The organism is Rhizobium sp. AC44/96 (assembly GCF_001692185.1).
In the GTDB taxonomy this organism is placed as follows: domain Bacteria; phylum Pseudomonadota; class Alphaproteobacteria; order Rhizobiales; family Rhizobiaceae; genus Rhizobium.
The window spans coordinates 187,552-208,346 of the sequence record NZ_LXKO01000014.1 but is presented as its reverse complement, the minus strand read 5'-3'; the positions used below and the strand labels follow the sequence as shown (position 1 = coordinate 208,346).

The 20,795-nt window shown below is 57.6% G+C and carries 21 protein-coding genes and 1 riboswitch; of the genes, 8 read left to right on the top strand and 13 right to left on the bottom strand.

The window, feature by feature from the left end; genetic code table 11:
• Positions 1-26: 26 nt before the first annotated feature.
• The gene (locus A6U87_RS13625) at positions 27-863 is read right to left on the bottom strand and encodes a MetQ/NlpA family lipoprotein (protein ID WP_065691795.1); all 837 of its coding nucleotides are present in this window, start codon (positions 861-863) and stop codon (positions 27-29) included.
• Between the two features lie 328 nt (positions 864-1,191).
• Between A6U87_RS13625 and A6U87_RS13620 the strand changes: the two genes are divergently transcribed.
• Entirely contained in the window at positions 1,192-2,583 is a 1,392-nt protein-coding gene (locus A6U87_RS13620) for an FAD/NAD(P)-binding protein (protein ID WP_342587898.1), read from the top strand.
• A 131-nt stretch (positions 2,584-2,714) separates the two neighbouring features.
• Positions 2,715-2,864, top strand: coding sequence for a hypothetical protein (locus A6U87_RS30130; protein WP_198928703.1), 150 nt, complete (start codon positions 2,715-2,717; stop codon positions 2,862-2,864).
• 42 nt (positions 2,865-2,906) lie between these two features.
• On the opposite strand, the gene A6U87_RS13610 is transcribed toward A6U87_RS30130, so the two are convergent.
• From A6U87_RS13610 to A6U87_RS30680, 6 genes are all read right to left on the bottom strand, one after another.
• A complete protein-coding gene (locus A6U87_RS13610) occupies positions 2,907-3,170 on the bottom strand; it encodes a hypothetical protein (protein WP_065691793.1) in 264 nt (87 codons plus the stop codon).
• A gap of 145 nt (positions 3,171-3,315) precedes the next feature.
• Positions 3,316-3,843, bottom strand: a complete 528-nt coding sequence (locus A6U87_RS13605) for a hypothetical protein (RefSeq protein WP_065691792.1) — start codon at positions 3,841-3,843, stop codon at positions 3,316-3,318.
• Positions 3,844-3,971: 128 nt separating this feature from the next.
• Positions 3,972-4,226, bottom strand: a complete 255-nt coding sequence (locus A6U87_RS13600; RefSeq protein WP_065691791.1) for a DUF2934 domain-containing protein — start codon at positions 4,224-4,226, stop codon at positions 3,972-3,974.
• Positions 4,227-4,351: 125 nt separating this feature from the next.
• Positions 4,352-5,443 (bottom strand): Gfo/Idh/MocA family protein, encoded by a 1,092-nt coding sequence (locus A6U87_RS13595; protein ID WP_065691790.1) that lies wholly within the window; start codon positions 5,441-5,443, stop codon positions 4,352-4,354.
• 10 nt (positions 5,444-5,453) lie between these two features.
• Positions 5,454-6,464, bottom strand: a complete 1,011-nt coding sequence (locus tag A6U87_RS13590; protein WP_065691789.1) for a Gfo/Idh/MocA family protein — start codon at positions 6,462-6,464, stop codon at positions 5,454-5,456.
• A gap of 311 nt (positions 6,465-6,775) precedes the next feature.
• Positions 6,776-7,297, bottom strand: a complete 522-nt coding sequence (locus A6U87_RS30680; protein ID WP_065691788.1) for a peptidoglycan-binding protein — start codon at positions 7,295-7,297, stop codon at positions 6,776-6,778.
• 208 nt (positions 7,298-7,505) lie between these two features.
• On the opposite strand from A6U87_RS30680, the gene A6U87_RS13580 reads away from it, so the two are divergent.
• The 4 genes from A6U87_RS13580 to hxsA are packed head-to-tail and all read left to right on the top strand — an operon-like array spanning position 7,506 to position 10,796.
• A complete protein-coding gene (locus A6U87_RS13580) occupies positions 7,506-7,724 on the top strand; it encodes a hypothetical protein (RefSeq protein ID WP_244499509.1) in 219 nt (72 codons plus the stop codon).
• Entirely contained in the window at positions 7,721-9,127 is a 1,407-nt protein-coding gene (gene hxsB / locus A6U87_RS13575) for a His-Xaa-Ser system radical SAM maturase HxsB (protein WP_065691787.1), read from the top strand. Before A6U87_RS13580 ends, hxsB begins: the two co-directional genes overlap by 4 nt.
• Positions 9,124-10,212 (top strand): His-Xaa-Ser system radical SAM maturase HxsC, encoded by a 1,089-nt coding sequence (hxsC, locus tag A6U87_RS13570; protein WP_065691786.1) that lies wholly within the window; start codon positions 9,124-9,126, stop codon positions 10,210-10,212. The genes hxsB and hxsC overlap by 4 nt, the downstream gene beginning before the upstream one ends.
• Complete coding sequence (hxsA, locus tag A6U87_RS13565; protein WP_065691785.1) at positions 10,209-10,796, top strand: His-Xaa-Ser repeat protein HxsA; 588 nt, start codon at positions 10,209-10,211, stop codon at positions 10,794-10,796. Before hxsC ends, hxsA begins: the two co-directional genes overlap by 4 nt.
• Positions 10,797-10,983: 187 nt before the next feature.
• Here hxsA and A6U87_RS13560 read toward each other — a convergent pair whose 3' ends face one another.
• Both A6U87_RS13560 and A6U87_RS13555 read right to left on the bottom strand, forming a co-directional pair.
• Positions 10,984-11,412: a hypothetical protein gene (locus A6U87_RS13560; RefSeq protein ID WP_065691784.1), complete on the bottom strand. Its 429-nt coding sequence runs from the start codon at positions 11,410-11,412 to the stop codon at positions 10,984-10,986.
• Positions 11,413-11,790: 378 nt separating this feature from the next.
• Positions 11,791-12,021, bottom strand: a complete 231-nt coding sequence (locus A6U87_RS13555; protein WP_065691783.1) for a hypothetical protein — start codon at positions 12,019-12,021, stop codon at positions 11,791-11,793.
• Positions 12,022-12,174: 153 nt separating this feature from the next.
• Positions 12,175-12,321, top strand: a riboswitch (FMN riboswitch).
• 123 nt (positions 12,322-12,444) lie between these two features.
• Here A6U87_RS13555 and A6U87_RS13550 point away from each other — a divergent pair.
• Positions 12,445-12,921 carry a 6,7-dimethyl-8-ribityllumazine synthase gene (locus A6U87_RS13550; RefSeq protein WP_065691782.1) on the top strand — a complete coding sequence of 159 codons (477 nt, stop codon included), beginning with the start codon at positions 12,445-12,447 and terminating at the stop codon, positions 12,919-12,921.
• Positions 12,922-12,980: 59 nt separating this feature from the next.
• On the opposite strand, the gene A6U87_RS13545 is transcribed toward A6U87_RS13550, so the two are convergent.
• The 3 genes from A6U87_RS13545 to A6U87_RS13535 all read right to left on the bottom strand — a co-directional run bounded on the left by A6U87_RS13545 (position 12,981) and on the right by A6U87_RS13535 (position 19,393).
• Positions 12,981-14,369: a hypothetical protein gene (locus A6U87_RS13545; RefSeq protein ID WP_065691781.1), complete on the bottom strand. Its 1,389-nt coding sequence runs from the start codon at positions 14,367-14,369 to the stop codon at positions 12,981-12,983.
• 9 nt (positions 14,370-14,378) lie between these two features.
• Positions 14,379-17,483, bottom strand: coding sequence for a hypothetical protein (locus tag A6U87_RS13540; protein ID WP_083199368.1), 3,105 nt, complete (start codon positions 17,481-17,483; stop codon positions 14,379-14,381).
• A gap of 608 nt (positions 17,484-18,091) precedes the next feature.
• Positions 18,092-19,393: a hemolysin family protein gene (locus tag A6U87_RS13535; RefSeq protein WP_065691780.1), complete on the bottom strand. Its 1,302-nt coding sequence runs from the start codon at positions 19,391-19,393 to the stop codon at positions 18,092-18,094.
• Positions 19,394-19,654: 261 nt separating this feature from the next.
• On the opposite strand from A6U87_RS13535, the gene A6U87_RS13530 reads away from it, so the two are divergent.
• Positions 19,655-20,212 (top strand): hypothetical protein, encoded by a 558-nt coding sequence (locus A6U87_RS13530; RefSeq protein ID WP_065692207.1) that lies wholly within the window; start codon positions 19,655-19,657, stop codon positions 20,210-20,212.
• A gap of 79 nt (positions 20,213-20,291) precedes the next feature.
• Here A6U87_RS13530 and A6U87_RS13525 read toward each other — a convergent pair whose 3' ends face one another.
• The gene (locus tag A6U87_RS13525; protein WP_065691779.1) at positions 20,292-20,753 is read right to left on the bottom strand and encodes a response regulator; all 462 of its coding nucleotides are present in this window, start codon (positions 20,751-20,753) and stop codon (positions 20,292-20,294) included.
• Positions 20,754-20,795: the final 42 nt, after the last annotated feature.

Here is a 20,795-nt window from a genome sequence, read left to right as displayed (position 1 = left end):
TAACCCCTCGGCGCGAAATGTTATGATCAGTAGGCGCTAACGCCCGTACCCTTATACACCTTGTCGAACTCGGCTTTAACCGTGTCGTTCTGGTAGGCCGAAACAAGCGTCTTGACCCAGGCTTCCTTCTCGCTGCCCTGCTTGACTGCGATGAAGTTGCGGTAGGGGTTGTCGGCGATCGGCTCCTGGGCGATGCGGTCGGAAGCGGAAAGACCGCTCTTCAGGGCCCAGTCGGTGTTGACCACAGCGCCGTCGAGGTCGTCGATGGCTCGGCCAACGACGCCGGCGTCGAGTTCCTTGATTTCCACATTCTTCGGGTTCTCGACGATATCGGTCACGGTCGCCAGGATGCCTGTGCCGTCCTTGAGCTTGATGATACCCTCGTTCTGCAGGACGCGCAGGGCACGGCCTTCGTTCGACGGGTCATTCGGAACGCCGATGGAAGCACCTTCCGGGATTTCGGAAACGGACTTGTACTTCTTCGTGTAGAGGCCGATCGGCCAAACGCCGGTAAAGCCGACATTGACGATATGATAGCCGTGCTGGGCGATCTGGTTGTCGAGGTAGGGTTGATGCTGGAACGCGTTGGCGTCAATTTCGCCGCGCTCAAGCGCTTCGTTCGGCTGTGTATAGTCGTTGAAGACGACAGCTTCGATCTTCAGCCCATTCTTTGCCGCCTGCTCGGCGACGACGCGCCAGACGTCTTCGTCTTCGCCGCTCATGATGCCGACCTTGATCGACTTGTCTTCGGCAAACGAGGCGGCAGGCGCTGCAAACGTGGCCAGCGCGGCTGCCGAGGCGGCGATGGCAACAAGGCTCGCGCGGCGCGTCAGGCTAAGGTTGGAGGACGTCTTCTTGTTCATTGTGGTGTTTCCCGTCTTGTATTGGTGAGGCGAGCCTCGAACGGCGTGATAATTTCAAAAAGGAGCCGGAGAAACCAAGTATGCCGATCTCTATTGCACTGCAGCGTGGAAATACTCTTCCGACGAGTGCGTATATTCACGGCATAAAATTCTAGTTTTTTTGTAGAATATTGCCGTTGCGGGTCCTAGCGCACCATCTTAGATTATAACCGTTTCCGCCCGAAGCATAATATGCGCATGGATTGCCATCGTGACCGATAATGACATCCCTACCCGAACTGACGCGCCCTTTGCGACCAACGCGGGTATCGGACACCGCCGGCCGGTCGTGGCGATTATCGGAGGCGGCGTTTCGGGCGCCGGGGTGGCTTACCATCTAGCGCTCGGTTTGGCCGATACGCCACCGGCGATCATCGTATTCGAGCCGCGCCGCGAAATCGGGCGCGGCCTCGCCTATGACACGCTCGATCCCGCCCATCGGATCAATGTGCCTGCTGCCCGCATGAGCCTGCTGCCGGACCATCCGGAGGATTTCCTCGAATGGGTCGCGCGCAACGATGCCGTCGCCGATGACCCGGCAGCGCATCGACCGGATGGTAGTCTTTTTCCGCGACGCCATCTCTTCGGTGCTTACGTGGCGGCCGCCTTGCTGCCGCTCGTCCAAAGTGGCGCGGTCCGCCATCGCCGCGCGCTTGTCACCGATGTGACGCGTGACGGTCGGCTCTGGCGAATATCCGACAGCCAGGGTGGCCAGACCTTTGCCGATTTCCTTGTCGTCGCCACCAGCCACCCTTCACCCCTCACCCCGCGCAACCTGGCCGTGCTCAAGGACCATCCACGGTTCGTCGCGGATTCGACGGTGCCTGCGTCGCTCGACGTGATCGGCAAGGACGATCGCCTGCTGATCGTCGGCAACGGCCTGACCGCAGCCGATATTGTCGCCTCGCTTGCACGCAATGGCCATCGCGGGCAGATCACCTCGATTTCCAGGCGCGGGCTCAGATCACGCGGCCATGCGCCGTTTCCGCAGGATCCTTTCGGAGATTTCGAGGCGGCGCCGGCGCACAGTGCCACGGCGCTTCTCCGAAATGTGCGCCAGACGATTGCCGATGCTTCCAACGCGGGGCTGACGTGGCATGCCGTGATCGACCAAGTGCGGGGGCATGGTCACGCAATCTGGCAAAACCTTCCTGTCAGCGAACGCCAGCGGCTTGTCCGGCATCTTCGACCCTTCTGGGACGTACACCGCTTTCGTATCGCGCCGCAGGTGGAAGATGTGCTGAACGAGGCAGTCGACGAAGGCCGTATGGACGTTCTTGCCGCCTCCGTCGGACAGGTCCGGCTTGAGGGCGATGCCATCCATGTGAGCCTGCGCAGGCGCCACGCCGCGCCGGTCGATCGTACCTTCGACGCCGTGGTCGTCACCACGGGACCAGCTCATGGCGGCATTCTCGACAGTCAGCCATGGCTGACGTCCCTGCGTGACAGCGGGCACCTGCAGCTCGATCCGACGGGGCTGGGTATTGCCTGCAATGAGCGGTCGGAAGCACTGGCAGACGGGACGGGTGCAGATGCTTCGCTGCTGATCTCAGGACCGTTGGCGCGCGGTACATTCGGCGAGCTCATGGGCTTGCCGCAGATTACCGAGCACGCGGCCTTCGTCGCCGGCGAGCTTGCCGCCAAGGTGAACGCTGTGAGCCGCGTTCGTTCGTCCAGCTGACCAAACGGTATCATTGCAATCAACCCGGTTCAGGCCACCCGATTCTGGTCGGCGGGCTCACCGCAGCGATGGCGGCGGTTGCCAACTCGGTTGAGGCCCCTATTTCAGGGAATCCGCAACAGGGGATGGAAATGAATAATCGGAATGGTCTTTACTTCTTGGTCGGCGCCTTGCTCGTGGTGGTGATTGGCATGGGGATTTACATCTTTCGCGAGGAGACGAAACCCGCGGGCGTCGATATTTCGATCGGAGAGAAAGGCATTTCGGTCCAGGAGAAATAGCGGAGGCGACCGATCAGGATCGCGCACCTTCGCTAAGGCAGGTCACTCGATGTAATAGTCCTGCCCACTTCTCTGATAGGTGAGCTTCAGCGTTCCATCAGGCTGAACGACGTAGCGTTCCGATATGCGGTAACCGAACTTGCCGAGGAAGGTGTTGTCAATGACCGTTCCCGGCTTGTAAGGCGAATGTATCACCTTGCCGCCATATGTCAGGCTGCCCTTGATCGGCTGCGGTTCGTTTGCCGTGGTGCAGGCTACCAAAGGAACCGCTGCCAGCAACGCCGCGATCACTGAAACGATGCGCATGTTGAGCTCCCTGAAACGGACGCTGAAATCATTATAATCCAAGTTTGGACCGGGCCTTTATTGTTTGCGGTCACGCGACCGATAATCCCACGACGGGAGGAGAAAGGTCGCGGTAACACGCGCCACCCGGCTTCAAGAAATCCGGTCAGGGGTTTGGTTCGGCGAACGCTTCGAGCTCGGGATCGAAATCGACCTCGACGACGTTGTTGAAGACTGCGGTGGCAATCATGATGCCTGCGAAGGCGACGAGATCGACAAGTGTCTTGCTATCGTAGCGCGCCTTCAGTTTCGTCCATATCTCGGCCGGGATGGCATTTGAATTGGCCACGATCGTCTTGCCGAAAGCGTCGAGCAGCGCTTCTTCCTCCGACAGTTCCAGCGCGTCCGGATTGAAGCCGGCATTGATCAGGGCACGGCGAAAGAAGGTGATGGCGATCCTGGAGTTGGTGGCCTTGGAGATGGCGTGAGAGAAGATCCAGATCGGCCGATCCTTGATCGCGGCAAGCTCGCCGCGAAGCGTGAACCATTCGGCGTAGATGCGGTGCGCGGCTGGTGAATGCAGCAGCGTTCGCTTCATGTTGGTCATGCGCCCACGCACGCGTACTTCCTCGTCGTGCGCTGTGCGGATCTCTTCCGAGGCTGTATCGTAATCGATCTGGGGGATCTGGCTCATGCTGTCTCATCTCTGAATGTGCGGCAAAACGGTTGCTCCACATAAGGAGCATCGGTGCTATCTACGCCATTCTATAGGAGGTTCGTCGCCGGTCGGCTAGACCGCGATCGGGAGGATGGAGGGGGGCCTCAGCGCATGGAGGAGCGCTTGGTCGTCTTGCTTGAGGGCGCACTCTGCTCATCGGCCGCACGCATCAGCCGTCCCATCGTCTTCAGGCGCTCGATCAGCTCGCTGCCATCGACAGACGCCCGCGTCTTTTCCAGCATCTCATACTCGCGTGCTGCCTGCTGCCAGTGCTCGCTCCCGTGTCCCTGCGGCCGACCGGCCGCCTCCCAGATCGCATAGGCGCGCTGGTTGATCCAATCGTCTTTGCTGCGAAACATGAATGACCTCGACAACGCAAGAATGAAAATCGATGGATCAAGATTGGCAAGCCGAACTTAGGAAGTCGTTACTTCGACGCCCCTGATCTCATCTGATTTTCTTCGTAGTTGCTACGGGATCTTCTTCAGCCGGCGGTCTGTCGCTGTCCCTCCGGAAGCCACGAACGATAAAGCGGGTGATCGGCAAGGATCGGCAGCGGCGTGGGGCGGCCAGTGCGCTGTGAGTGATAGGCGGCTGTTACCAGTTCAAGCGAATTTCGGGCATCGCCAAGCGTCACCGGCGGTTCCCGGCCGGCGAGAAGGCTCTCATGGAACAATTCGAACTGGCGCGTATAGCCGTCTTCCTTCGGCTCGTAGCCTGCCAGCGCGTCATCGACGCGCTTCTGGTGTTCCTCGTCGCCGGCGATGAAGGTCCACGGATCGCGGCCCATCGTATAGGGATCGAGGATGCTTTCGGCGACGAGGTCGTTGAAGCAGAAGCGAAGGCGAGAAATCTCCTTGCGGGAGCCAAGCGTCATCGACAGGCTTGCCAGCGAACCGTTCTTCATCTTCACCGAAAGTGCGGCCGTATCTTCGACCTCGATCGGATTCATCAGCGTGGTCCCATAGGAGAAGATTTCGGCACAGGCGCCATGCACATAATTCAGCATGTCGTGCGCGTGGATCGCGTGACCGAGCAGGCCGCCGCCGAGTTCTGTTGCCCATTTGCCACGCCACGGCACCGCATAGTAGTCGGGGCCGCGCCACCAATGGGTTTCGATCGTCGTCAGGAACGGTGCACCGGTGAGGCCGAGCTCCATCAGCAGCTTCAGCTTCTGCAGGCCCGAGCCGTAACGGTACTGGAAGATCGGCATAAGCCGCGGACCCGCGGCCTTGGCGACGATCTGGCCCATCTCGTCTACTTCGGCAATGGAACCGAACAGCGGCTTCTCACAGATCACGTGCTTGCCGGCTTCGATTGCCTTGCGGCAAAGCGCGAAATGCGAGCTTGGCGGAGTGCAGATGTCGATGATGTCGAGATCGGCTCTCGCAATCATCGCTTCGGCGTCCTGTGTATAATCTGGAATGTTGAACTCCTCGCAGAGCGCCCTTCCCCGATCTTCGTCAAGCGAGCAGAGAACCACAACCTCGTAGAGGTCCTTATTCCAGGCGAAGCCTGTCAGATGGCGGGCGGCAATGCCTGCTCCGATGACGCCAACGCGAAATCTCCTTGTCATGCTCAGGCCCTCACCTTGCACCCAGCCGTGCAGCTCCCGACTGCGCTTCGAGCGACAGGCGGCAGACCTCGTAGACGTGCTCCTGCGACATCGCCGTTTGCGTGCGATCGCGCACGTCTGCAGCGAAGGCGTCGAAATAGTCGAGCTTCTCGCTGCTGCAATCGATGTGCGTCATCTCGGTCCCGTTGACCAGGAACAGGTGATCCTTGCCCGGCCGGCCCGTAATGTCGATATACTTGCGCAACTCGATATAGCCTTGGGTGCCAAGGATCGTCAGGCGCCCGTCGCCCCAGGTCGGCAGGGCTTCCGGCGTGAACCAGTCGACACGCACATAGCCGGACGCTCTGTCGGAGCGAAGCAGCACTTCGCCGAAATCCTGGAAGGCCGGCTTTTCAGGCATGCCGAAATTACCGATCGAGCTTGCGACCACCTCGCCCGTTGCCGAGCCGGTGTAGAAGAGAAACTGATCGACCTGATGCGAGGCGATATCCACGATGATGCCACCGAATTTCTCAGGGTCGAAGAACCACTCTGGCCGCGTCGGCAGTTGCAGCCGATGGGGCCCCATGCCGATCGTCTGGATGACGGTCCCGATCGCACCGTCCCGGATCAGCTTTCCGGCCTTGACCGCTGAGCGGACGCAGTGGCGCTCGGAAAAGCAGATCGAAAAGATGCGCCCGGTTTCCGCAACGGTTTTCTTGACCTCCTCAAGCTGGGCAAACGTCGTCGCCCCCGGCTTGTCGGTCATCACATCCTTGCCGGCTCTCATGGCTCGGACAGCGAGACCTGCCCGATCGCAGGGGATCGCGGCGATGCAGATCACGTCGATCGATGGATCGGCAAACAGTGTATCGCGGTCGATCTGCGGTATCTCGGGGTAGGTTTTCTCGAAGTTCTCGCGCAGCGCCGGAACGGATGTCTGCGGGCAATAGCCGACGAACTCGGCGCCGGACGCAAGCAGGCCCTTAACGTGATCAAACGTATGCCCATGGTCGATTCCGACGACGGCAAATCTCAACATGGCAGCAATTTCCTCCTCGAAATCTCCTCACGTCAGGCGCTCCGTCCCGACATCCTCCATGATCAAGACAGACAGCGAAAGGTCGGGTCTGTCAAGGCAGGATTTGGTGACGAGAGGTTGCGGAAATATTGTAAGTTATTGAAAATAAATATTAAAAACTTGTATCTAAATAGTTATTTATTTTGGCACCCATCGGATTTCGACTAGGCGTGCGGATTCCCTTTGACAGTGGCCATATTTCCCATTTTCCGATTGGCAACTCTCAGCGGTCTATGGCGCCCTTACGTGAGTTGGAGTTTGTGGCAACCGATCTACCTGCGTCGAGGGCGCTTGGCCTTTCCTCGCAGTGCCAGAGCACCGAGGACGACAAGTATCACGGCAGCAAGATAGCCCCCGTCACTTTGCGAACTTTCCGACTTGCCAATGTCTGTCGACTGGGCCAAATCCAAAGGCGCTTCAGAGGATGGTTCTTGTGGTCGTTCGGCAACGTCCGCCGGCTCATCGGCCTTAGCGGTGACAGACGAGGATAGCGGCTCCGCGGATGGAAGTGTCGCAACTTCCGAGGATCGGCCAGCATCTGGGAAGAGCGCCCGCAATGATTCTTGTGTTACGATGCCCGATGGCGTCATGCCGTGCGCGCGTTGGAACCCTTTTAGGGCGGCGACGGACTTCGCACCCCACAGCCCGTCAGGCGCGCCTGCTTCGAATCCTTGCTCGGAAAGTGCCGTTTGGACGTCCCTCACCGGTCGGATTTCGGCGAGCGTAGAGGGCGACCAAAGCGCCCAAACGGCGCAAGATAACAGTCCGGCCGCAAATCTGGTCTGGAATGCCATATTGTTTTCCCACCCTAGCAGCCGCTGACTATACACAGACAACTTCGCGCGCCAATTGTTGGACCGTTGCTTGCTTAGCTTTGTCAACAATCTGAAGCACACTGACAAAAATCTGTGGATCAACTTCAGCGTTTATATGCTGAAGCTGTAGCAACCGATCTATAGTCACTCTTCCTGGTTGCCCTTCAGGATGACGTTCGTGACTATTATGATTGCGCCGATGTTCCGGCCTTACCTCGACGAAGCACTTGCGCGCTTCTCTTACCTGCACCCTCATGTGACAGTTGCCGTCACGGAGGACGGCGTCGTCCTGGACGGCGCTGATCCAACCGTGGTCGCGGAATTGCGATACACGCTCTATCGGCAGAAGATTCACCGCGAAACAGATGCGTTACGACGATCAGTGATCCAGAGATTGCTGCGATGAATATTGTGCCATTGAAGTTCCGGCAGACTGGTGCCGGGGAATTGATCTTTTGCGACGACGCCGGCGGTTACTTTCGCTCAACGGATGATTTCCTGGAACGTTACGCCACCGACGATCTCAATCCTGCGGATCGAACGTTTCTGAAGGCGAATGGGCATGCGTTCGAGAAGGCCGGCGACCTAGCACATAGTGCGTTCAGCTATCGATGGGCAAAACGCCTGCACGCGCCGGCCGATTTGAACTATGTCATCCTGGTCCCAACCCTCCGATGCAATCTCGCCTGCTCCTATTGTCAGGTCAGTCGGGTCAACCAGAACGCTTCCGGCCACGATTGGGATGAGCAGACGCTTAATGCCGTAATAAGATGGCTTGGTGGACTGACCAGCGAAACAATCAAGATCGAATTTCAAGGTGGCGAGCCACTTCTTCGCTTGGATGTCCTGGAGCGAGTGCGCGCTTTTGCTCGCCAAAGGTTCGAACGAGCGGAATTCGTCGTCTGCACGAACCTTCAAGAAGTGAGCGATGAAGCCTGGGAGTTCCTGGCCCCCCAGGACACCTTCATCAGTACTTCTCTTGATCCGACTATGGCGCTGCACGAGCGTAATCGAACCGGCGGCGGGAAAATTACAGGGCAGTTCGTGCATAACCTAAATCGCGCGCTGGGCAACTCCCCTACCCGCGTCTCTGCATTGCCGACGTTCGACATAGACGCCTTGCCAGAACCCCGCGACGTTATCGAGACATACGCGGCATTTGGATTCCGGTCGATCTACCTACGTCCGGTCAATCACCAAGGATTCGCGCGCAAGCGATTTCGAACACAGAACATCAGTTCCACCTGGAATGACTATGTACGCCGCTTTGTAATGGCCCTCATCGAACACAACGCAAACGCCGAGGTGCCGTTGGAGGAGTTTTATTTCTCCCACTGCCTGCGGCGCGTCCTGCGCGGAGGCCACGATAATCACGTCGACCTCAGGAATCCCAACATCGTTGGAAGCAGCTATGTGGTGATCGACCACGATGGCGCCTTCTATCCCACGGACGAAGCACGGATGGTCACCCGGTTGGGGCAAATCGATCTCCGCATGGGCAACGTCAATACCGACATCGATCGATCGATCATCGACGTCTTGAACGCTGAAGCAATAAACCTGTTCGACCCGGATTGCGTCCACTGTCCGTACCAAGCCTTCTGCGGCGTAGACGTTATCGACGAGCTCTCACGCTACGGACGGATCGACTTGCCTCGCCACCTCACTGACTTCTGTCAGAGGCATTTGGCCATCTTCGACCTGGTATTCGAACTTCTCTACTCGGAAGACGTGAAAGTGCGCGCTGCGATAGCACTATGGTCGGGTCTGAACTCGGTCGACCCCGAGCTTGCGAAGGTTCACCGATGATCGATCTCCGTATCAAGGTCGAGCCGTTGCCATTCACGGAGCCTCTCGTTGTCAGGCTTCGAGAAAGCTATGCCGCTGATCTTGGCCCCGACGACGCCATCCTGATGGGCGTCGAGGGATCGAGACGGGAGTACGACTATCGTGGCTTCTCGATCACCTTGCATGCGGATAGCAGCCTGAAGCTCGACAACGATGTCATGATGATCATGCCGGGGAAAGGCAGTGCCCGACGGCTGATCAGGGCCGACTCGGCACACAATACGCTACTGATCACCGAGCAGTGCGACCAGTTGTGCGTAATGTGCTCGCAGCCTCCGAAAAAGCAGCACGTCGATCTGTTTGAAGAGCTCGAGACCGCGGCATCTCTTGCTCCTCGCAACGCCTACATCGGACTGTCGGGAGGCGAGCCGCTGCTACACAAGCGCAAGCTCTTCGACATGCTGATGATGCTGTCGCGTGTGCGGCCCGATCTTAAGTTTCATATTCTTTCGAACGGCCAGCATTTCGAAGAAGAGGACGTCGAGCTCTTACAGGAGATCGGCGCTGCGCGAATCCTTTGGGGCATCCCATTGTACGCGCCGACTGCGGTCGCGCACGACGCTCTCGTCAAGAAGGACGGCGCTTTCGATCGACTGCTGGAATCCTTTGCGATCTTGTTCGAGGCTGGTTCTTCGATCGAACTGCGGACCGTGGTCATGCGACAAAATTATCCGGTTCTGCCAGAGCTTGCGTCGTTTGTTGGCATCCACCTGCCCTTTGTCGAACGCTGGGCGCTCATGCAGCTCGAGAACATCGGCTTTGGCCGCATGAACTGGGATACGAGCTTCAAGGATACGTCTGCAGAATTCGAGAATGTCGCGCGTGCGGTCGACATTGCTGCGGCGAAGGATTTGGCTATTCAGCTCTACAACTTCCCGCATTGCTCGATGCCGGAAAGGTATCGACATCTCGCTCCGGCGGCCATCTCGGACTGGAAGAACAAGTTTGAATCCTTCTGCAAGGATTGCTCTTCGAGGCAGAGCTGCGGAGGGTTCTTCGAATGGTACAATCATAGCAGGGGGTTCAAGGGGTTGGGGCCGATATGAAGCGACGCGTATTTCTCATTCCGTCATTGATTGCAGCAGGCTTTCTGCCAGCAAAGACGGACGCAATGCCACTGGATACCATTGTAAAGAAGCCCGATCCGAACTCGATCTTGGAGCGGCTTAAGATCAAACACCTGTATTCGCTGGCCGGACATCGTTCCCATTCGAGCCACAGTTCCCATAGTTCGCATTCAAGTCATCGATCCGGGAGTGGCGGCGGCTATTTTCCGAGTACCACTTACACCAGCCCATCCTATAGTGATCCCGCGCCAGCGCCTCGCTACACCGCTCCCACGTATGCGCCGCCGGCGGCTTTAGCCTCGCCCAGCCCCGCTCCTGCCCCAGCCCCAGCCCCACTAGCTAAAATAAAGCCGCTGCCCGGTACGTCGAACAAGTTCAGGCAGATCGTCATCTTGGTGCAGTCCGGCCTGACGGCGTACGGATACTATGCGGGTGCTCTCACGGGTGTCATCGACGACGACACAAGGGCTGCGTTGAGTCAGATGCAACAGGATAACAATCTAAAAGTGACGGGCACCGTTACGACCGAGGTGTTGGATGCCTTCGGAATCGCGGCGAAATAGGAACCTCAGCCCTCCACTAGCGGTCGCGGTCCGCTTGCTTACCACTCTTCGCAGGACGACCTGTCTCGGAAGCCGTGGCAACCCAACAAATTGGACCGCCGCGGCGATTTCGGGGCGATAAGGTGTCCCGTAGCCGCGGCTAGAATTGCCAATATGGTAATCGCGAACGGGCGCATTGTTCCTCTCCTCAGTATCCGCCTGGGCGAGACATAGCACTGCGGTTTCCGCACAGCGTGCCGTCCGCAGCCCTGTCATAGTAGGAATAGCAATTTCCGGGATAGGGCCGATAGGGCGCGTAGCCGCCGCCACAGTTGTTGTTGGCGCATACAGCAACGGCAGTTCCGACGACAGCCAGTGCGACCAGCGCGGCCGCAGCTTGGTTCTGCTCTTGCACCATCTTGTAGCAGTCGAGCGGGTCAATCTGGCGGCGGGCAAGCTCTTTAAGCAGGTTTTGGTAAAATGCCTGATCCTTTGTCTCCATGAGGGTGCGACAGAGCGCCGCCTTGCTCACTGCCTCTGGCTTCTTGCTAAATTCTGCCTGTGTTGTCGTGCAGCTCGCCAATGCGAACGCGATCGCCGCGACACCAATGCGTCGCGTCCAAATGCCAAATGTCACGGTATAACCCCTCAGTTTCCCGAGGCGAACATCGCAGAATCCAATACGACGTCAAATTGCATCGTAATACATCGTTAATACACGCATTGTTTGAAAAACGCTGTGGGATACTCGCCCTACATCCACATTGCCGCCTTCTTTTGCTCAACGACCGAGAAATCAACGAAGGCCGCTCGAGCCTTGGACGAATTCACCTCGCCGAGGTCCTTTGACAGCCGCGCAATCTGCGCGCTGTTCCTCTTAGACCTCTCGCCGGCGATAATCTCTGGTAACTCCAAGCCACGAATTTCATCAGCGACAGCCGATCATAGTCCCCGTCCGTCATTGAGGTCCGGCCTGCGACATGGTCGGGCCACGCCGTAGCCGTTCGTTGGACGGCTATCGGTTCTTCAACGTGGCTACTTCAGCTTCGAGATCCTTCACCCGAGCGGTCAACGCGTCGATTTGCTGTTGCCGTTCATCGACCAACGGCTGATCCACTGGAAGCACCAGCGTCCGCGTCAGGTTCGTTAACTGGGGCACCCTCACCGTTATCGCCATTGTTATGGTGTCGATTGGCGACACGCTCCGTAAGCTGATGAACTGGGTAAAACTGATGAAGGCTCGCATTTGATCTTCGTCATTCTGGCCCGTTGAAAACTACCTCGCGTCGCTGGAGGCGGTTGGATCAGCTTGATGGCTATCGATGACGAGTTGCCGTGCCCGATCGATCGGCCAAGCATTCGGAAGCTTGCATTCTTCTCCGCCTTTGAACTATCGTGCCGGTGTTCTCAGGGCGGGGTGAAATTCCCCACCGGCGGTATCAGGCCACAGCCTGGAGCCCGCGAGCGCTTCTGGCGTTGCCGGAAGGTCAGCAGATCCGGTGAGATGCCGGAGCCGACGGTATAGTCCGGATGGAAGAGGACATGGCAGGCGCATCACCTTTCGTTGTGAGAGGGTGCGCGTCCTGTCTGTTCGCTCAAGGGATCAGGCCCTCCGGGGCTATGTCGTCACTGCCGGCCCCCGCCGGCAAAACCCTTGAAAGGCATTTCAATGCTTCAAACTGCAACAACCACCCAAAAGCGCATCGCGGTCATCCGGGCTCGCTGGCATGCCGACATCGTGGACAACGCCGTGAATTCGTTTGTCGACGAATGGGGCGTTCTCGGTCGCTTCCCCTCGGACGTTGAGATTATCGACGTTCCCGGCGCCTTGGAGATACCACTCCACGCCCAGGCACTGATCGGCACCGGCAAATATGATGCCGTGATCGCTTGTGCATTTGTTGTCGACGGCGGAATCTATCGCCATGACTTCGTCGCCGGAACCGTCTTAGACGGGTTGATGCGCGTTCAGCTCGACACCGGCACACCGGTCCTCTCGGTGGTACTCACTCCCCACCATTTCCAGGAGTCGGAAGCTCAAATCGACTTCTTCAAGCGGCACTTCGTGATGAAGGGTAAGGAAGCTGCCAATGCCTGCGCGGCAATCCTTGGGGCCCGCGCGAAGCTGCTCGCCAGCGTGGAGTAAAAAGCATCGAACGGCGGCCGCCGCCTGGCCGTCGTTCTCATTCTGGGCAACAGACGTTGTTACAACAAGTCGTTCGACGGAACTGCCACACCACTCAAAATGAATTCCGTGTCCCCCTCTCGGACGGTCGAAACGCCAATCTTCTGAGATTTTAGATCTCCAGGTGTGAGGGGCTTCCACTTCACCCACGTCGGGCGAAACGAGACGGAGCCATCGCGATTCTGACGATCAGGTATCACCAGGATCGCCGAGTTGCGATTGATGATATGCTTTCCAGAAGAATACAGCGCGTCTATCTGGCGGATCAGCGACTGTCCAGCATCGGACTGTGGGCCCTTCGATGCAGCAAAAGCAGTCGCCTCGGCAGATAGGAAGATGATAAACGCCGTTGCCGTGCGCGCAGCCAACGGAGCAAGTGGTGCAGCGGCGGGTCCGAGCATCATTAAGCCGCGTCCACCGACGATGGCAGCAACGGCGGCAAGCCCAATAACGTTTGCAACAAACACGAACTGGGCGCCTAACTTTATTACATTAAGCGCCGATATCTCGCTGAGCATGGTTAGGGTCTGCGCGGTTGAAAATCCAATCTGACCCGGTCTAGGTCGCACTGACAGATAGTCGATGGTATTCGACGTCTGCCCGGTCAGGGCTGCAAACGCGCCGCTCTCGAGATATACCCCGACCGCGCTCCCCTCGAGAATTTGGCGGGCGCATTCGGTTCTCAAAACGTTAAGCAGGTGCGTCGCGACACTCTGCAAAGCGGCGATCAACGCTCCTCCCTGGAACGTTGGCGAAGTCCACTTCAGTGGGGGATGGCGCAGCACGCGGAGATCCGGAATCGAATACGCATATGCTCCTTTCGGCTTGTCGGGATACAGGAGATCCTCTGCGACTCCAAGAAAGAGCGTATCAACTAGATGACCTCTGAGGCCCCAGCCAAATTGGCGGTAGACTTCGTAGCCCTCCTGTCCATTGATTTTCCAATAGTAGTAGATCGATCCGGGCTCTTTTTCCACCGCGTGCAACTCCGCAGTGTTATTGTTCGCGGAAGCTCGCCACACGACCCCCGTTCCATCAAAGGTAGTGTAACCCTGACCCGCTCGCCAGGTCGGCGAACCACAACCAACTTGGGCCATCTTCGCATAGAATTTCGCTTCAGCTCCGGCCTGGCCCATAGGCATGTAAGAATCCGACTTAATCTCCCAGATTTCCTGCGTCGCCAACGCAACGACGTCTGCAAATCCAATGCCTCCAGGAATTGTCTTGCTCGCGCCAGGTATCGAGAACTCCGCGCGTGGCAAGCGAGCGACCTGAGCCATGAAATCCATTTGTACTAGCAGATGCTCGATCGCCCCGTACCGTGTGCGCAGGGCATTTAAGTCGAGCCCCCTCCACCAAGCAATTGTCCCGCAACTCGCTACATTGGCTTGAGCCGGTGAGTTCACCATGATCGCGCCTCAGGCAATCGTTGCGAGATTGCTTGTCACAGCTATGTCGATAGCTGACGTGGGCGTGTATTCTGCCCATTCGGCGATCAGTGCACCCTTCTCGCCCGGAAGGCGTATCACATACCGGCTTCCATTCATTCCATGCTTGTATTTCAGCATGTCGAGCTTGATGGTCGCTGAATCGAGCACTTCCGTTATCGTTGCTTGTTCTTGCCGCCCGTCCCGCAGGGTTGGGTCGTCAGAAACGACGGAATCCACGACCACCTTAGCCCCGACGGAGAGCATGTCGGTTGTATCGACCTGCACGGCCACGTTTGATAGGCCGCCATCTGGTGGATTTACTGCGGTTGTTGAGGTTACGTATACGTCTTCTTCCAGACGGGCCGCCGTCGCCATTGGGTTCGCAGGAGGAATTCCCGGATAATTTCGATCGTCGTACGCAGCGATTTCTTTTGCGATCGTCAAGTACGGCGTTGTGGTAAAACCGTTAGGATCCAGCGTCTCCTGGAAACGAACCCAGCTTTCCTCCCAGCCCTTGCGGATTGTAAGTACGACCCTCGCGCTGCCGGCGCGTAAGAAAGCTTGCCGCGTCGAATCCGGATGGCGGAGCTGTCGAATGAAATCCCAGCTTGAGGGGATATCCCAGAAGTAAGAGTAAAGGAACGTGGTCACGTTCTCCCATTCGATCGCTTGGTTTATGAACCGAACGATGTCTTCATACTGACTGATCGTCGAGATTTCCGAGGCGGATATGCCAAGTTCGTTGCTATCAAACAGCGAACCGGTCTTAACACCGCCGCCGGTCTTAGCCAGTGCGTCGACCACTGCCTGGGGCATGAAAGAGAAGTTGACCCCGAGCAGAAATCGAAGGACGGCCTTCATTATCTCGTCGCTCTCTTCCCGCCGGAGAGTCAGAGTATCGACACCCGTCAGCTTCGCTTCCAGATCGACGATCCGGGTTTGGATCTCTTGTTGCTCGCGATAGAAATCGAGCTGGGCGGCATTTACGAGGATGTTCCATACGTCGGACTTCCATTTCGCAATTAGCGACGCTGAAGGTCTCGTTCGGACTGTAAGGCCGACCCATCCTTTGTCCCCGTTGTGAAAGAAAAGCGGGACCAGGACGCGACCAACCGTACCCTCAAGGAACTTTGTGCCGTCCACGTTGACCAGGAGGATATTTGCGACCCCCAGCGGTCCGGCGCCTTGCCAGTAATACGCCGATCCCATCACTGAAAAGTTCAACTGTGGGCCGGGAATATCTCCAACCTTCGCATCTAGAAGGATTTCTGAGATCTCGTATCCGTCCGGAACATCAAACGCTACCTCACCGAACATCCAGTTCACGTTGGGAAGGTCGAATTTTGCGGAGGGTCTGAGGACCGGTCCACTGCTTGGATAGTCCGGCACCAGCACATGAAACTTGGCCGCAAGCTGCTTAAAGAGCGGCGGATCCAAAGGGTTCTGATACTTATTGTCGAGAATGGTCTCGGAATATGGGAAAACGAACGGGACGAGCCTAGATTGTAGCTCATCAAGTTCCGCATACATTGCCCGCATTGCCGAGGCAGGCTCAGGAATGACGATATCGTAAGTAAGGCGTAAGCCATATCGGTAAAGGCGCACGTTCCAACGGCGCATGAGACTGAAATAGTCGATCCGCATAGGATCGGTCAGGCTGTTGTTTTTCAGTTTTCTCGTGGTGACATTCGCCTGACCGGTCACAGCGACTGTTGAGATTGTCACCTTGTGCTCGGACGTTGAGCGAGACGAAGCCTTCCTCGTTATGCTCGATGCAAACTTACGGCTGTCGGTGGCGGACTTAGACTCACTGCCTTGATCCGTAAAACTAGTTGTAGAAGAACCGTTAATGATCGGAATCCCACCGGTAACCGTCCCCGTGATATTGAACTGGTTTCCGTGCTGGACTTGGCTGGTCACCGACTGCGATAGCTCGGTATTATCAGTCACTCCGGTTTCACTGACGTTTTCGAGGTAGTCCGTTACAATTGAGGTGAATTCCTTCGTAGTCACAGACCACTCGGACTGCGTAACCGATGTCTCCTCGAGAGGCGCGAGGGGAATACTGGCAACAAGCCCTCCCCGCTCGATCCCGGCTGGTGTCATCTCCAAGCGTTCCAGATTGAGCATTCCGATTGGCGCGGCGGTTCCCTGCTTCTGCAGTATGAGGCCGCCAACAATGGCCGAGTTCAACGCCGTTACTAGCTTTCCAACAAGGCCTGCGTCTTGGTTCTGCTTTCGGAGTTCCCCCATCAGAGCGTTCTTTCGTGTGGCCTGAAGAGCGTTCGCGAAAGCCACCAACTCTTCCTTGGGTGCAATCGAAATCGCGTCGGGCCTGGGTCTGACGGCGGGTAACGCAGTTCGCTCGAACGCCGTCAGAAGCTTGACGGTCCGTTGTGAGATAGGAGACTTTTGCTTCTCGGCGTTGTCGGTCGACTTTCCCTTTAGCCGATCCGATACGATCTGGACCTCCCCTGGCGCTAGAGCCAAGTGTTGCATGAACAGTGCCTTAAGAAGTCCGTCGCCGGCCTCCTGTACGCGGACATTGGCCTCAGGCGCTTTTGGCCGCGATTGAAGGGGAACTAGAGTGGCCTTCTCAATGGTTCGTGCCGAGGTCTTTCGCTCAACGGTTTGTGTCGATGCGATCGACGACGGGCCAACTATCGTCTGGCTGAACTCACCAGGATTTCCGAGCCGAGTTTGAAACCGGAGGTTCTTTCGATCCTCTCCAGCTACCGGCCCGCAGCAGAGCCCAACGGCCATATTTGGATCTGGTTGCGCGTCGGCCACGAACGCAAAGATTATTTCATTCTCCTGCTGGTTAATGGCGGCGCGCTTCAGCAACTGAGGTAGTCCAGAAGCGCGCTCAATGTGCGTTTCCTTAACATTGGCGTCGTTGACAGGTAGATTGTCGAGAGTGACGCTCGCGGGTATCGATAGCGCGATCCAGAGATCGCCATCTGCGCCTTCAAACGGGGATGGGCCAGCATCTGGCCAACTAAGCAGATAAGACCAGATCGCCAACTGACGACCATTCTTCTGTTCAAATAGAGGCTGCACACTCAAAAGCTGCAGAAGACATTCTTCCATCATCACTACTCCGCATAGTCAGTGATCGTTGAATGGAAATTTCGCTTGGTCCCTATTAACTCGGACACACTACATCTTCGACGCACGTAATGGTAGTAGGTTGTTGAAGTTTCCGATAATGCAACCCGTGCGATATGGTCGGTTCAAACGCGGCCTCTGCCTGTTTCACAAGCCGTTGCGTTTCTTTCTTTGCGTCAGTCAACTTGGCGGCTGAAAGCGACTGTGGCTCCATCAATTCATAGTCACCACTCAATACACAAGCGAAGAGCTCCGGATTTGTTTGCGATGACGGTTTCCGGTCGACGCAAGAAGTTTGCCATTGGGCCCCTCAATCAGACGCGTGTGCTTGCCTACGGGAGCGGATGCGTGATCGAGAACTGGCGCGATTTTCATTGAAGGACAGCGTATCGGGGAAAACGCCGTCACCTGGTGGGAAATCTCGCCGGGACCGCATGCAGCGATATCAATAACTTAATTGTTCTTGCGGGGACATTGTTAGAGGGCACCAGCAAGGCGCCTCAACGCAGGCGCCAGCCAGTTAGTAAGCCCACAAAAGAGCTGAGTGGCGCAACCGGCCGGTGAAGCCACGCCCCGATAGCTCCACTACACGGTCAGATATCCATCGCATCGGCGTCCTTCTGTGGAGCGGTTACGAGCAGCTTGTCCACGCGGCGCCCGTCGAGATCGATAACCTCGAACTTCCAGCCTGATTTCTCGAAGGTTTCTCCCAACTCCGGAAGGTGCTTTAGTTCCTCCAGAACCAGGCCCGCGACGGTCTGATATTCGATGTCGTCGTCCTTTGGGAAGTTCATGAACTCGACGAATTCATCGATCGGGGTCCACCCTGAGACGAGATAGGAACCGTCATCTCTTCTCTTGATCGCCTGTTCATCTCCTACGCCGTCGTCGCCGAGGACGCCCATTACGGATTCCAGAATGTCGCCGGAGGTTACGATGCCTTCGAAGTGGCCGTACTCGTCGTATACCAGAACCATGTGTTGCGACGACCTGCGCAATGCCTCGATCACGATTGTGGCCGGCGCGAGATCTGACACAACCGGCACTTCCCTAACGAGCGACACGACGTCAACTTGGCCGGATGCGAGCGCGTTGTAGTAATCCTTGACCGAGATGACGCCCACGATCTCGTCTGAGCTTCCACGCCTCGCGGGAAGGCGTGACCTTGCACTCTTCTGGACGACGGCCCGGACCTTTTCGGGGGTGTCCTCGACGTCGACCAGATCGACATCCCTTCTGGGCGTCATGAGCGCACGGGCCGTACGGTCGGCAAGACGCATCACGCCCGTGATCATGGCGGATTCCTCGCTCTCGATCACGCCGGCGCTCTGGGCTTCGGCCAGCACTGTTTTGATCTCCTCGTCTGTGACGCTGCCCGATCCCTTACCCGTTTGACCAAGCAGGCCGAGAACCAGCTTGCCTGACTTGTCGAGGAGCCACACGAGGGGAAGCGCGAACCTCGAGAGGTAGGTCATTGTCGGTGCTACCTTCGCGGCAACTGCTTCGGGAGCGCGTAGCGCCATCTGCTTGGGAACAAGCTCGCCGACGATGAGCGACAGATAGGTAATAAGCACTACGACCGAACCAACGCCCAAGGCATCCGCCCATGCTGCCGACAGGCCTTGTACCAGGAGCCAGGAGGACAACCGCGCACCGAGCGTTGCTCCTGAGAAGGCGCCAGAGAGAACGCCGACGAGCGTGATGCCGATCTGAACCGTCGAAAGGAAGCGGCCAGGATCCTCCGCCAGGCGGATTGCCAGCCGGGCTCCACGGCTTCCTTGGTCGGCAAGAACCTTGAGGCGGGCCTGGCGTGCGGAGACGACGGCCAACTCCGACATGGCGAGGACGCCGTTGAGGACGGTCAAGAAGATGACGATTGCGATTTCGGTGTACAAGTCGACCCTGTTTGGTTGATGACGATGGTTGAAGGTAGCTGCTCGGCACAAAGAAGCAAACTGCGCCATGAGTTATGACGGTTTTGTGTAATGTCAGTGCGAGCGTTGTCCGTCGACCGGGCCGGCGATGTGATCGCTGTGGTACTCTGGGTTCGCATGGGATATTTGAGGACCCCCGCGGCTCGCGCTCCTGGTTATGGCTTTGCTCCTCACAGCCGCGGTATTGAATTCTGGTACCGAACCACTCAGGATTGGAGTGCGATGAGACTACGACCCATGACGTCGATGATGTTTTGGCTGCCGGTGGCGACAAGTCTGCTTGCCCCCGCCGCCATGGCGGACGACACATCCTCCCCGTTTGACCTATTCGCCGAAAGGTGCCTGGATCAAGGTCCACGGTACGACCGGACTGTAGCATTCGCCAAGGAGCCTGAATGGGCTGCCCTGGCCGAGGACATCACACTGGGCATCGTGCCCCTCAACGAGCCGACTGCCTTCGATGGCTGGATCGTGCAGACAGGCGGCGACAAGCCGTTCGAGGCGCTGGTCGTCGCGAAGGCTAGCGTCGGCAAGAAGGCGGTCGAGAGCTGCAGCATGGCCTTCGCGGGGATCGGCGCAGAGCAATTCGAGCTATTCCTGACCACGACCAGACATGCCATTCCATCCGGGCAGCAAAGCGGTGCGGTTCGCTCGCGGAAGTTCTTCACCATTGTCCGGGACGGCTCCAAGGAGGCGGTGACTCTCGATCTCCCCCTCTATCCGAACGGCGCCGATGAGGTGGTGGCAAGCATAGTTGCTGAGCAGCAGATCGAGAACTAACCCTGCCGCTCTGGATCTGCGGCCGGTCCGCTTTCGTCCACCAACTCCAGCGCGAAATACGCGTGCGGCATGTCTCGGCTCAACGTCTGGTGTGTTCCCGACCACACGTCCCAACGACTGGGTTTGCAGAATCGGCGGGCCTATCGAACTCACTCAGGCTCTTGGGAGGCAGGATGTCATTGCCGCCCGCCCGCCGGTCTGCCGCGTATTGAATTGCTTCAACGAGCTCTAGATCGAGAACGGGCTTCCGCATTACTCCCAATGTGCCGGGAACTCCGGCCCTTATCGCTCCCGGATCGTTCGTCATGAAAATCACGGCGACATCGGCCTCGGCTAAAGTTCGGCCCACGATGGGTCCGGTCGGGCCGTCTTCAAGGTTTACATCGACCAAGGCCACGTCCACGCCGTTGGTAGCGAGCAGCAGGGCCTGATACATGTTGCTTGCAATACCGACGGAGTGATGCCCCAATTCCTCCACCGCGTCTTGGATGTTGAGAGCTATCAACGGCTGGTCTTCGACTATCAAGACATTGAACGACATGGGATATCTCCTTCTTTTCCCGGTTAGAGCTTAACCCGTGCG